Annotated in this window: 14 protein-coding genes; 9 read left to right on the top strand and 5 right to left on the bottom strand. The window is 53.1% G+C overall.

Annotated elements, in window-relative coordinates:
- The first annotated feature begins 31 nt into the window (after positions 1-31).
- The gene (nth, locus tag DQN55_RS04935) at positions 32-670 is read left to right on the top strand and encodes an endonuclease III (protein WP_048378026.1); all 639 of its coding nucleotides are present in this window, start codon (positions 32-34) and stop codon (positions 668-670) included.
- 106 nt (positions 671-776) lie between these two features.
- Positions 777-959, top strand: a complete 183-nt coding sequence (locus tag DQN55_RS04930) for a PA3496 family putative envelope integrity protein (RefSeq protein ID WP_048378027.1) — start codon at positions 777-779, stop codon at positions 957-959.
- An 87-nt stretch (positions 960-1,046) separates the two neighbouring features.
- On the opposite strand, the gene DQN55_RS04925 is transcribed toward DQN55_RS04930, so the two are convergent.
- Positions 1,047-1,673 (bottom strand): response regulator transcription factor, encoded by a 627-nt coding sequence (locus DQN55_RS04925; protein ID WP_048359026.1) that lies wholly within the window; start codon positions 1,671-1,673, stop codon positions 1,047-1,049.
- Positions 1,674-2,901: 1,228 nt separating this feature from the next.
- Here DQN55_RS04925 and DQN55_RS04920 point away from each other — a divergent pair.
- Positions 2,902-3,678: a hypothetical protein gene (locus DQN55_RS04920; protein ID WP_053070881.1), complete on the top strand. Its 777-nt coding sequence runs from the start codon at positions 2,902-2,904 to the stop codon at positions 3,676-3,678.
- 75 nt (positions 3,679-3,753) lie between these two features.
- Here the strand turns inward: DQN55_RS04920 and DQN55_RS04915 are convergent, their stop codons facing one another.
- On the bottom strand, positions 3,754-4,971 hold the full coding sequence (locus DQN55_RS04915) for an argininosuccinate synthase (RefSeq protein WP_048378028.1): 1,218 nt from the start codon (positions 4,969-4,971) through the stop codon (positions 3,754-3,756).
- A 128-nt stretch (positions 4,972-5,099) separates the two neighbouring features.
- Complete coding sequence (locus DQN55_RS04910) at positions 5,100-6,005, bottom strand: flagellar protein MotY (protein ID WP_048378029.1); 906 nt, start codon at positions 6,003-6,005, stop codon at positions 5,100-5,102.
- Positions 6,006-6,159: 154 nt separating this feature from the next.
- Here DQN55_RS04910 and pyrC point away from each other — a divergent pair, with 154 nt between their 5' ends.
- The 4 genes from pyrC to bfr all read left to right on the top strand — a co-directional run bounded on the left by pyrC (position 6,160) and on the right by bfr (position 8,988).
- Entirely contained in the window at positions 6,160-7,206 is a 1,047-nt protein-coding gene (gene pyrC / locus DQN55_RS04905; RefSeq protein ID WP_048378030.1) for a dihydroorotase, read from the top strand.
- Complete coding sequence (gene rnt / locus DQN55_RS04900) at positions 7,203-7,874, top strand: ribonuclease T (RefSeq protein ID WP_048378031.1); 672 nt, start codon at positions 7,203-7,205, stop codon at positions 7,872-7,874. Before pyrC ends, rnt begins: the two co-directional genes overlap by 4 nt.
- A gap of 226 nt (positions 7,875-8,100) precedes the next feature.
- On the top strand, positions 8,101-8,319 hold the full coding sequence (locus DQN55_RS04895; RefSeq protein WP_048378032.1) for a bacterioferritin-associated ferredoxin: 219 nt from the start codon (positions 8,101-8,103) through the stop codon (positions 8,317-8,319).
- A 198-nt stretch (positions 8,320-8,517) separates the two neighbouring features.
- A complete protein-coding gene (gene bfr / locus DQN55_RS04890; protein WP_048378033.1) occupies positions 8,518-8,988 on the top strand; it encodes a bacterioferritin in 471 nt (156 codons plus the stop codon).
- A 93-nt stretch (positions 8,989-9,081) separates the two neighbouring features.
- Here the strand turns inward: bfr and grxD are convergent, their stop codons facing one another.
- On the bottom strand, positions 9,082-9,423 hold the full coding sequence (gene grxD / locus DQN55_RS04885) for a Grx4 family monothiol glutaredoxin (protein WP_048378034.1): 342 nt from the start codon (positions 9,421-9,423) through the stop codon (positions 9,082-9,084).
- Between the two features lie 462 nt (positions 9,424-9,885).
- Here grxD and argF point away from each other — a divergent pair, with 462 nt between their 5' ends.
- Positions 9,886-10,806 (top strand): ornithine carbamoyltransferase, encoded by a 921-nt coding sequence (argF, locus tag DQN55_RS04880; RefSeq protein ID WP_048378035.1) that lies wholly within the window; start codon positions 9,886-9,888, stop codon positions 10,804-10,806.
- Positions 10,803-11,912 carry an ABC transporter ATP-binding protein gene (locus tag DQN55_RS04875; RefSeq protein WP_048378036.1) on the top strand — a complete coding sequence of 370 codons (1,110 nt, stop codon included), beginning with the start codon at positions 10,803-10,805 and terminating at the stop codon, positions 11,910-11,912. Before argF ends, DQN55_RS04875 begins: the two co-directional genes overlap by 4 nt.
- Positions 11,913-11,974: 62 nt before the next feature.
- Here the strand turns inward: DQN55_RS04875 and ybaK are convergent, their stop codons facing one another.
- Positions 11,975-12,445 (bottom strand): Cys-tRNA(Pro) deacylase, encoded by a 471-nt coding sequence (gene ybaK, locus DQN55_RS04870; RefSeq protein ID WP_048378037.1) that lies wholly within the window; start codon positions 12,443-12,445, stop codon positions 11,975-11,977.
- Positions 12,446-12,669: the final 224 nt, after the last annotated feature.

Here is a 12,669-nt window from a genome sequence, read left to right as displayed (position 1 = left end):
ACGGACTGCTATCCAGGAAACGTTTTTACTCATGAATGCAGCAAAACGTCTTGAAATATTTCGTCGATTTCACGAAGACAATCCCGAGCCAAAAACCGAGCTGGCCTACTCCTCGCCTTTCGAGCTGTTGATTGCTGTGATTTTGTCTGCCCAGGCTACTGATGTCAGCGTCAACAAGGCGATGGCCAAACTGTTTCCTGTCGCCAATACCCCAGAAGCCATCTACGCTCTGGGTGTAGAGGGACTGTCGGCGTACATCAAGACCATTGGCCTGTATAACAGCAAGGCCAAAAATGTCATTGAGGCATGCCGCTTACTGATTGAGCGGCATGACAGTCAAGTTCCGCAAACACGAGAAGCGCTTGAAGCACTTCCTGGTGTCGGTCGGAAAACGGCAAATGTGGTGCTAAACACAGCATTCAGGCAGTTAACGATGGCCGTTGATACGCACATTTTCAGAGTCAGCAACCGTACTGGAATCGCTCCTGGAAAAAATGTCGTGGAGGTAGAGAAGCAATTAATGAAGTTTGTACCCAAGCCTTACCTGCTGGATGCCCACCATTGGCTCATCCTGCATGGTCGCTACGTATGCCAGGCCCGCAAGCCGCGCTGCGGAAGCTGCCGCATAGAAGACCTGTGTGATTTCAAGGAAAAAACCTCTGACGATTGAGTAATAGAGATCTTATGGGCTGATCGATTGAGAAAATCTTTTTTACCCGCGCAGCGATTATCGCTATAAGGGGCGCCATTGACTGTCTTAGCCTGGAGTGAACTGAATGAGCACTGGCAAAGAAGAACTGGAAGTAGAAGAAGATTTTACGACGGCCGATCAGGAAGAGATCGTAGAGCCTGTTATTGAGGTGGCCAAAACCAATTTGGCCAAGCGTCGCACCATCGACGCTCTCCTGGAAGAAAAACGGCTCAGAAAAGAGTTGGAAGACTATGGTTACGATCTCTAAGACCGACCCGGATTATCAAAAGCCTCCTTTATCGGAGGCTTTTTGTTTTCAGGGGCCACTGGGTTTCAGTCACCCGCTGGCACCTCCTCATACCAGGCCATTACGCTGTGCAAGCTCGATCAGATCCACCAGCGAACGGGCATTAAGTTTCAATAGCAGGCGTGTCTTGTAGGTACTGACCGTTTTATTGCTCAAAAACATGCCATCGGCTATTTCCTTGTTGCTTTTACCGCGCGCCAGTTGCTGCAGCACCATCATCTCGCGCCCCGAAAGGCGGTTGACCATATCGGCCTCACTCGCATTGCCCAGACTGGAACGCACCGAATGAAGCGCCTGATTGGGAAAGTAGCTGTAACCTGAAAGTACGGCCTTGATGGCACTCAAAAGCTCCGTCAAATCCTGCTGTTTGCATACATAGCCTGCGGCACCCGCCTGCATGCACCGCATGGAAAAATGACCGGGTGCTTGCGAAGTCAGCACCAGCACTTTAATCGGTACTGCAGGCGTTGAAAGTCGCGCAATCACTTCAAGCCCGTCCAGTTTGGGTATACCTATATCCAAAATAACAATATCTGGCGCATGCTCACGCGCAAGTTGCAAAGCATCCACACCATTGTCCGTCTCGGCGATAACTTCATAGCCATGTCGCTCCATGAGCATACGAACGGCAAGACGAATTACAGGATGATCATCCACGATCAGCACTTTATTCATGGGAAATTCCAATTTTTTTCGCTGTTCGAATTTTAGAGTCAGCACAATAGCCTAGTCACAACACCCTGGGCATAGTGCCCCCCCCAAGCACTAACAAGCAAAGACATTTCCTACAGATAAAAAAGATTTACCTTACAAAAAAATCACTCACAGAGATCAAGCCGCGCCACACCTTCTCGTTAAGAGACCCGCAAACGAGAGCATCCAGAACAGAACTGCCAACACTCCACTCGCAACCTTAGTAAATATTGGTAATAACTTTATACACCCCAAAAGAAACGCTCTGACTTACCCCGAAACGCCCGGAAGCAAGTTTTATTTAACCGTCAATACAGCACATGACTCCTACGGGCCACAACCCGATTCTCTTTCAGGCTTACCTCCTCTCTTCTCTCGAAAAAACCTACGAAGTTCGAAGGAAAATCAGCTTCAGCAAATAATACAGAACTCAAAATGCGTCACTACACATGATCATTCCGCAGAACGCATGATACTAATCTGACACCCCCAATAACTAACGGACTTAATCCCACTGCCTTTATCCCACAACCGAAACCTTACAGACGACATATGTAAATTACCACCTCCCTTTAAAAATGATCACACTTTCAACCACAAAAAACATAGCTTCATTACAGATTTATTAAACTCACAAAGCATTACGCTGAAAATCTACTCTGTTTCCAGAAAAAAATATTACTATTTCGTACTTAAAGAAGAAGACTACACGACATTCGGAAATCACCTGAAAACAAGATGCCAAACACTAAACGCCTGACCTTCAAACTTCAGGTCGTCGCCCCCCTTCCAAAAAACAACGTTTCACTCACAACAACTCAGCAAGTACCGCACTCATTTTCAGTGACCAACCAGCACCGACTTTCTTTACAGCGCCCTACACCAAAAACTTAATAACACCTAATACATGGCATCATCATTTCACGGCCCAGCTCCTACACAGAAAGTAATACATCTGAAAAACAGTCAGCTCGCCCACATAAATCAATGAGCAATCGATACATTTTATTTGCACACTTAAAATCCGGGGTCTAACTTTACTGGAAACCCTTCGCATCGGGCCGTATTCCAGGCGGAGCCGTGCTGTAAACCGACAATAGGTGCAGCACGGACTCATACCAAAAAAACATTATTTAAATATTATTTGTCCTTTTTCGTGCACGACGCGGATATCTCACTGAAATAAAACACCTCATCTATAGGTCATCCCATGATCAAAAACAAAATCAACATCAATAACCCGCTCACGGTTATCGCTATTTTTTCGATGCTGACCGAAGCCTCTGCAGCGGCCTCGCTACCCTATATCAACAGAGAAAATCAGAAAATATACGTCTGGTTTCTTATCGTATTCCCTTCATTCCTGATCACCCTGTTCTTTCTGACGCTTAATTTCAATAACAAAACCCTTTATACCCCGGCTGACCTGTCCAAGGAGAGAGCCACTCTTGCGGCGCCAGCTTCCACTGAGGCTTACCCGGATCAGTCCATTGCAGAGTCAAATAACCACACCGACCTGTCCCCTTCCGGCCTGCTTTCTCAACCCGGTATTAAATTCAGCTCATGTTCCCCTCTGCGTTATATTTTCCTGCCCCAACCCCCCAAGTACAGGCCCCATAACCTGAAAGCTGCGGCATACGCAGACAATACGCCCTTCAACCTGTCCGAGGTGTCCAGTACCCGAACTGAAACTACCGCATTTAAACACTTCCACCTGATTGACCTGAACTGCACCGCCTGGCAACTGACACCCAAGAACACATTAAATGATGTGCTGCGCAAACATTTTAAACTCAGCCAACTGCCAAAAAGCAGCACGCAAAAAAATGATCTTGTTCTCTTGCTCACCGATACAGCATCCGAAGTTGAAACCTGCCTTCAATACACCTCCATAAGCAAACACAAAAGCGCTGCACTTTTCGGCCAGGCGACGGTGCTGACATACAATATAGAAACCCGGCAGCTGAATAGATTACGCTCACCCTGAGCCCGATGAACTCTGTCCCTTTTTAAATCAAAAAAAACCCCGGCGAAAGGCCGGGGTTTTTAATACGCGCTAGCGTCAGAACAACTTACGGCCTTTGTTCGCCGCAATACGCATGCGCAAGGCATTCAACTTGATGAAGCCTGCTGCATCTTCCTGATTGTAGGCGCCGCCATCTTCTTCGAACGTTGCAATATTGGCATCAAACAACGATTCATCAGACTTACGACCGGTAACAATTACGTTACCCTTGTACAGTTTCAGGCGAACAACACCGTTAACGTGTGCCTGAGAAGCATCAATCATTTGTTGGAGCATGAGGCGCTCAGGGCTCCACCAGTAGCCGGTGTAAATCAGGCTGGCATACTTGGGCATCAACTCGTCTTTCAGGTGAGCGACTTCACGGTCCAGAGTGATGGACTCAATGGCACGGTGAGCACGCAGCATGATGGTGCCGCCCGGGGTTTCGTAGCAACCGCGAGACTTCATCCCGACATAACGGTTCTCAACGATGTCAAGACGACCGATGCCGTTCTCACCGCCGATACGGTTCAATGTGGCCAATACCGTAGCCGGGGTCATTTCGACGCCATCCAGTGCAACGATATCGCCATTGCGATAAGTCAGTTCCAGGTAGGTCGGCGTGTTAGGCGCGTCCTCTGGCGACTTTGTCCAGCGCCACATGTCTTCTTCGTGCTCGGTCCAGGTATCTTCCAGCACACCGCCCTCGTAAGAGATGTGCAGCAGGTTGGCATCCATCGAGTACGGGGACTTTTTCTTGCCATGACGCTCGATCGGGATTGCGTGCTTTTCAGCGTAATCCATCAGCTTTTCACGCGAGAGCAAGTCCCACTCACGCCAAGGAGCAATCACTTTGACCCCTGGTTTCAGCGCATAGGCACCCAGTTCGAAGCGAACCTGATCATTACCTTTGCCGGTAGCGCCGTGGGAAATGGCATCGGCGCCGGTTTCGTTGGCGATTTCAATCAGACGTTTGGCAATCAGCGGACGTGCGATGGAAGTACCCAGCAGGTACTCGCCTTCGTAAACGGTGTTGGCACGGAACATCGGGAAAACGAAGTCACGAACAAACTCTTCGCGCAGGTCATCAATGTAGATTTCCTTGACGCCCATGGCTTGTGCCTTGGCGCGTGCAGGTTCGACCTCTTCGCCCTGACCAAGGTCAGCGGTGAAGGTTACGACTTCACAGTTATAAGTATCCTGCAGCCACTTAAGGATCACCGAAGTGTCCAGGCCGCCCGAATAAGCCAGAACGACCTTGTTTACGTCCGCCATGCCATCACTCCACGGGTTGTTCGAAAAGCCGAACAGTCTACCGCTCAAGTGTATTAATTTACAGAGGCGCGACAGCTTAAGACGACAAAGCGACAGTTAGTTTCAAAGGCGCGACTCAAGCAGATTTTTTAGCGTACTTCTGAAGAGGAGGTTGTGCTGGTTATCGGAACTGATTTTTCAGGCACTGGAAGGCGCTCAAGCCGCACGCTGACACGACGGTTTTTCGCACGATTCACAGCACTGGTGTTCGCTGCCAAGGGGTATTGTTCCCCATGAAACCGCAGTGTGATCTGTGACTCTTGCAGGCCGTTTTCCTTGAAGTAATCCATAACGGCTAACGCCCGACGGCGTGACAGCTCGCGATTGGTCAAACGATTGCCTGTATTGTCCGAATAGCCATCAAGAAAGACGTGATTGACCGTCGGGTCTGCCTTCAAGTAGTCCACCACCACTTGCAGGCTGTTCCGGGCCTGAGCATCCAGTTCGGTTCCGCTGCCCGGAAAACCGATCCGGCTTTGCCGCACCTGTTCAAAATTCCTGGGCAGCAGCTTGACGGTACAGGCTTCGTAATCCGCATACGCTTGACGGAATTTCACCGGTAAAAGACGCACCTCCGACACTTGGCCTTCACGGGAATAATGCCTGACCACTGGACTTCTCCCCTCCAGCAGACCACGAAACAACCCTCCGGCCTGGCTTTGAGAGCTGTTGAACAGAACCTGACCCCGACCGATGCGCACAGCCCCCAAACTTATGTCACCCCGCCCCGGCTGCCAGGGGGCAGCCGCTGCCAAGAGGGTCGCAGAGCCTTCTCCCAGCATTGAGTTGTAGGCATTCAGTCGGAAAACAGCTTGCTCACCGGCGCGACGCACGAAGGCTCCAGAACCAAAATCGGTAATGGGCTGAATCAGACGACACTCGAACTGATCGCCTTCAACCTTCCACTCCACACTCTCCAGTCGCGTCTGAAAAGTCAGGGCCATGGCAGGCAGGCAGGTAAACAGACCGAACAGAATGAGATAACACTGGCGCACGGGAGGCTCCACAGGCTTGTACTGCAAAAAATCAGTCAGCCGGTTACGGCATACCCTGGATATATCGGTTAGCCGCTACAAAACTTGATAGCGAGTGCCTGAGAGAGTCTTTTCCGGTAGCATTCACATCAGTTTGACCCGCCTGGAATCCCCAATGTCTGACCGCCTGACCCTGCTGCGTCCCGACGACTGGCATATACATCTTCGCGATGGTGCTGTGTTGCCCCACACTGTCGCGGATGTTGCGCGCACCTTTGGCCGCGCCATCATCATGCCTAACCTGGTACCTCCGGTGCGTAATGCGGCCGAAGCCGATGCCTACCGCCAACGCATTCTGGCGGCTCGCCCGGCTGGTAGCCGTTTCGAGCCGTTGATGGTGCTGTACCTCACTGACCGAACCCAGCCAGAGGACATTCGCACGGCCAAGGCCAGCGGCTTCGTCCATGCTGCCAAGCTGTATCCGGCTGGAGCAACGACCAATTCCGACTCTGGTGTCACCAGCATCGATGCGATCTTCCCGGTCCTCGAAGCCATGGCCGAAGTCGGCATGCCATTGCTGATACACGGCGAAGTCACCCGCGCCAACGTGGATGTGTTTGATCGCGAGAAAATCTTCATCGACGAGCATATGCGTCGTGTCGTGGAACGCTTCCCGACCCTGAAGGTTGTCTTTGAGCACATCACCACCGCAGATGCGGTGCAGTTCGTCACCGAGGCTTCGGCCAATGTGGGCGCAACCATCACGGCTCATCACCTACTTTACAACCGCAATCACATGCTGGTGGGCGGCATTCGCCCGCACTTCTATTGCCTGCCGATCCTCAAGCGCAACACCCACCAGGAAGCCCTGCTGGATGCGGCCACCAGCGGCAGCGCGAAGTTCTTCCTTGGCACAGACTCGGCTCCGCACGCCCAGCACGCCAAGGAAGCTGCTTGTGGCTGTGCCGGTTGCTACACCGCCTATGCAGCCATTGAGATGTACGCTGAAGCCTTCGAGCAACGCAATGCGCTCGACAAACTGGAAGCCTTTGCCAGCTTGAACGGCCCTCGCTTCTATGGCCTGCCTGCCAGCACTGAACACATCACCCTGGTTCGCCAGGAGTGGACCGCCCCTGCCAGCCTGCCTTTCGGCGAGCTGAATGTAATTCCGCTGCGCGCCGGTGAAAAACTGCGCTGGCGCCTGCTGGAGGAACAACTGTGAGTGACGACCATTTTGATGACGAACACGAAGGCGGTCATGGTGGCCCACGCCATCCGATGGCCGAGCGCTTTCGCGGCTATCTGCCGGTCGTAATCGACGTTGAAACCGGCGGCTTCAACTGCGCCACTGATGCACTTCTGGAAATAGCCGCTGTCACGATCGGCATGGATGAGAAAGGCTTTGTGTTCCCGGAACACACCTACTTCCATCGTGTTGAGCCTTTTGAAGGCGCCAATATCGAAGCCGCCGCGCTGGAATTCACCGGGATCAAGCTGGATCACCCACTGCGCATGGCGGTCAGTGAAGAGACTGCGTTGACCGACATCTTCCGCGGCGTACGCAAGGCACTGAAAGCCAATGGTTGCAAGCGTGCCATTCTGGTAGGGCATAACAGCAGTTTCGACCTGGGCTTCCTCAACGCGGCGGTTGCACGCCTCGACATGAAGCGCAATCCGTTTCATCCGTTCTCCAGTTTCGATACCGCCACCCTCGCGGGCCTGGCTTACGGTCAAACCGTGCTGGCCAAGGCATGCCAGACCGCTGACATCGACTTTGACGGACGCGAAGCTCATTCGGCACGCTACGACACAGAAAAAACCGCCGAGCTGTTCTGCGGTATCGTTAACCGCTGGAAGCAAATGGGCGGCTGGAAAGACTTCAACGACTGATCCTGTTGTTTACCCCTTCTGCGCTACATAAAAAGCCGGGCCCTGCTGCCCGGCTTTTTTGTCCGCGACAATCGGTCGTCGACGGCAGCCCGGTAGAAAGGTGCCCCAGACCGTTCGTCAGCAGACGTCAGACAAAGCGCAATCAAGACCCAATGCACTTTGACAATCATTCTCGTTAACATTAAGATCCAAGGCATTGAATCCCAACCAGCGATGGTTCTTATTTATGTACGTTTGCCTTTGCACTGGCGTCACCGATGGAAAAATCCGCGACGCAATCTACGACGGTTGCTGCAGCTATCGCGAAGTCCGCGAAGCAACCGGTGTTGCCAGCCAATGCGGCAAATGTGCCTGCCTAGCCAAACAAGTGGTACGCGAAACGCTGTCTTCGCTACAAGCCAGCCAGACGGTGATGAGCTATCCGGCAGAATTTTCGGTCGCCTGATTCACCCGTTTTAAAGAACCGGACTTAGTGTCCGGTTTTTTTATGCCCATAATTCAAGTGCTTACGCCCTAGACGCGGAACACAAACATTCTTATTCCGATTAATTTTCATTTATTATTCAAACACTTAGGTTTGACAGTCGTAAGTGTGCGGCTCAAACTCTGCTTTATATACGGTTAATTAAGGCAGGCCCAAGCCATGAAAGGCGATATCTCAGTCATCCAGCACCTCAATAAAATTCTCGGCAACGAGCTGGTCGCTATCAACCAGTACTTCCTGCATGCCCGCATGTATCAGGATTGGGGCCTGGAGAAATTGGGGGCACACGAGTACCACGAGTCCATCGACGAGATGAAGCACGCGGACAAACTGATCAAGCGCATTCTGTTCCTTGAAGGCCTGCCTAACGTGCAAGACTTGGGCAAGCTGCACATTGGCGAGCACACCAAAGAAATGCTCGAGTGCGACCTGCGCATTGAAAAGACCGGCCACGCTGATCTCAAGGCCGCTATTGCACATTGCGAAGTTGTTGGGGACTTTGGCAGCCGTGAACTGCTCGAAGATATTCTTGAGTCCGAAGAAGAACATATCGACTGGCTGGAAACTCAGTTGGGCCTGATCGATAAAGTGGGTATTGAGAATTACCTGCAGTCGCAGATGGGTGAGTAACTAACGCCCACTAAAAAGCCCCGCTCTGGTATTCAGAAGCGGGGCTTTTTTATGCACTGTAACTTCTATAAGGAAATTACAACTGCGTACCGATCAGGCATCAGCCTTTGCGGCAGCGGCTTTCTCTGCAGCGTCTTTGATCAATGCCTGCAAGGAACCGTCTGCAGCCATTTCAGCCATGATGTCGCTGCCGCCAACCAGTTCACCAGCAACCCACAGCTGTGGGAACGTTGGCCAGTTAGCGTATTTCGGCAGATTGGCGCGAATTTCTGGATTTTGCAGAATGTCCACGTAAGCGAACTTTTCGCCACAGCCCATGACGGCCTGAGCAGCTTTAGCCGAAAAGCCACACTGCGGGGCGTTTGGGGAGCCTTTCATGTAGAGCAGAATGGTGTTGTTAGCAATCTGTTCTTTAATAGTTTCGATGATATCCATGGAGCACCTCGGCTGAACTTTCCGACTCAGTTGTCGGCACGGTGGCGCATTGTAACGGAAAGCCGAGCATGACGCTTGGTCTCCCCGACAGACAATAGTCTGAATCCTTACGCCTGAATCAAGCATGCAAGCCCGCCCCACGGGCCTGCCTGCAGAACCGTCCCCCTGCGACAGCCCCTCCCCTGCGCACGCCGAATTGCCAAGCAACGTACGTGCAGTGTACAAATGAGCAGCTGAGGTAAGGCAAATCACTGTACGGTGGTTTTAGCCGCGCTCATGCAGCGCAAGACTCGCTCTGACCTCTAAACTCGTGACCCTTATTGGCAAGACGCGACATTTCCTTATAAGATCGCGCCTTCTCCTATTTCGTCGCCACGTGCGGCTTTCGCCGCAGGTCTCGCCCGTTTTTCCGTAAAACCAGGCTTTGAGTATCTGCGGTCGTTGCAAAAAAGGTAGTTAATGATGAGCGCAAGGCACTTTCTCTCCCTGATGGATTGCACGCCCGAAGAGCTAGTCAGCGTGATTCGTCGCGGTATCGAGCTAAAGGACCTGCGTCATCGCGGCGTTCTCTTCGAACCCCTTAAAAACCGTGTACTGGGCATGATTTTCGAAAAATCATCGACCCGAACACGCCTGTCCTTTGAAGCAGGCATGATCCAGCTGGGCGGCCAGGCTATTTTCCTGTCGCCACGCGATACCCAGCTCGGCCGGGGCGAACCTATTGGCGACTGCGCGATTGTGATGTCACGCATGCTCGATGCGGTAATGATCCGCACCTTCGCCCACAGCACGCTGACCGAATTCGCCGCCAACTCCCGCGTACCGGTGATCAATGGCCTGTCAGACGATCTGCACCCGTGCCAGTTGCTGGCGGACATGCAGACCTTCCTTGAGCATCGCGGCTCGATCAAGGGCAAAACCGTCGCCTGGATCGGTGACGGCAACAACATGTGCAACAGCTACATAGAAGCGGCTATCCAGTTCGACTTCCAGCTGCGTATTGCCTGCCCTGAAGGCTATGAGCCCAATGCAGAGTTTGTTGCCCTGGCTGGCGATCGCGTCACCATCGTGCGCGATCCGGGTGAAGCCGTACGAGGCGCACACCTGGTGAGCACCGACGTCTGGACGTCCATGGGTCAGGAAGAAGAAACGGCCAAACGCCTAAAGCTGTTCGCGCCGTATCAGGTCAACCGCGCCTTGCTCGACCTCGCTGCAGAAAACGTGCTGTTCATGCATTGCCTGCCGGCCCACCGGGGCGAAGAAATCAGCCTTGACCTGCTGGATGACCCGCGCTCCGTCGCATGGGATCAAGCTGAAAACCGCTTGCATGCGCAAAAAGCGCTGCTCGAATTCCTGGTCCAACCGGCGTATCACCACGCATGAGTCAGCCTCTATTGCTAAACCTCCGCGATCTGGCCTGTGGGTATCAAGGCCAGAGCGTTGTGCAAAATCTCAACCTGCACCTCAACGCTGGCGATATCGGTTGCCTGCTGGGCTCTTCAGGGTGCGGTAAGACCACGACGCTGCGGGCCATTGCCGGTTTTGAACCGGTGCATCAGGGTGAGATTCAGCTCGCAGGCGAAGTCATCTCCAGCGCCGGCTTCACGTTGGCACCCGAGAAGCGTCGCATTGGCATGGTGTTTCAGGACTACGCCCTCTTCCCGCACCTGAGCGTGGCAGACAACATCGCGTTCGGCATTCGCAAGCATCCGGACAAAGAGCGCGTGACCGAGGAGCTGCTTGAGCTGGTCAACCTCAAGAACCTTGGCAAACGCTTTCCCCATGAGCTATCCGGTGGTCAGCAGCAGCGAGTGGCTTTGGCCCGCGCGCTCGCGCCAGAGCCGCAGTTGCTGCTACTCGACGAGCCATTTTCCAACCTCGATGGGGAGTTGCGTCGCAAGTTGAGCCATGAAGTCAGGGACATCCTGAAGGCCCGAGGCACCAGCGCGATTCTGGTCACACACGACCAGGAAGAGGCCTTCGCCGTCAGCGACCACGTCGGCGTATTCAAGGAAGGTCGTCTGGAGCAGTGGGATACGCCCTACAACCTCTACCACGAGCCGCTTACGCCGTTCGTAGCGAGCTTTATTGGCCAGGGCTACTTCATTAGAGGCCAACTCCTGACGCCTGAATCAGTGCAAACCGAACTGGGTGTGTTACGCGGGAATCGGGCTTATACATGGCCTACCGGTGGCGCAGTCGATGTACTGCTTCGCCCGGACGATATCGTCTACGCCCCCCATAGCGATTTGAAAGCGCGGATCATCGGCAAGACCTTCCTCGGCGCTTCAACCCTCTACCGTCTGCAATTGCCGACTGGCAGCCAGCTGGAATCGATTTTCCCCAGCCATGCCGATCATTTACCAGGCACGGAAGTGGGTATCAGCGTAGCCGCCGAGCATCTGGTGATGTTTCAAACCAGCGGCAGCAAGGCAGCGCAGATTCCTCATACCGAAACCGGTGTCAGACGTTTCAGCGCCGCCAGCTGAAACACAGGCTCCCGTAGCGGCTGCCAAAAACGCGTATGGCAGCTGCTATGGACGATCGCAGCTCAGGCTCGACCTATTTCAGCAAACGCCGCCTGCGTGTGCTCAGACAGGGCTCCTGCCGCCAGCTCCACTTCCAGTCCGCGTCGCCCGGCGCTGACAAAAACGGTCGCAAAACCCAGCGCACTCTGATCAATAAAAGTGCGCAGGCGCTTCTTTTGGCCCAAAGGGCTAATCCCTCCCAGCAAATAGCCTGTGGCGCGCTGTGCCGCCATCGGATCAGCCATCTCGACTTTCTTCACTCCAGCCACGTGTGCCAGTGCCTTCAAATCAAGGCTTCCGACGACCGGTACAACAGCCACCAGCAATTCGCCCTTTTCAGAGCAGGCCAGCAGCGTCTTGAACACTCGGGCAGGCTCAAGACCAAGCTTCTCTGCGGCTTCCAACCCATAAGAAGCTGACTTGGGATCATGTTCATAGCTGTGCACGCGATGTTCGGCGCGAACTTTTTTCAGCAGGTCCAATGCAGGCGTCATGTCAGTTCCAATCGCGAAGTAAATATAGAAAACCGATGGGCAATTCTAGGCCATTAGCCCATGAAAAGGCGCTGGGGCGGGTCTTTCGGCCAAGAAAACCAGCTGAAACGTTAAACGCCTGCCTACCAATTTGTAGTTTTTCCTTACAGAAAAACCAACACCACAACCCCTGCCAAAAGTCAGAATGTGAATGCCCGTTCACTTTCGACCTTTGACAGCAGTGT

This window comes from Pseudomonas taetrolens, assembly GCF_900475285.1.
Taxonomy (GTDB): domain Bacteria; phylum Pseudomonadota; class Gammaproteobacteria; order Pseudomonadales; family Pseudomonadaceae; genus Aquipseudomonas; species Aquipseudomonas taetrolens.
Note: the sequence above shows the minus strand (reverse complement) of the source record. Positions and strands in the feature narration are given on the sequence as shown.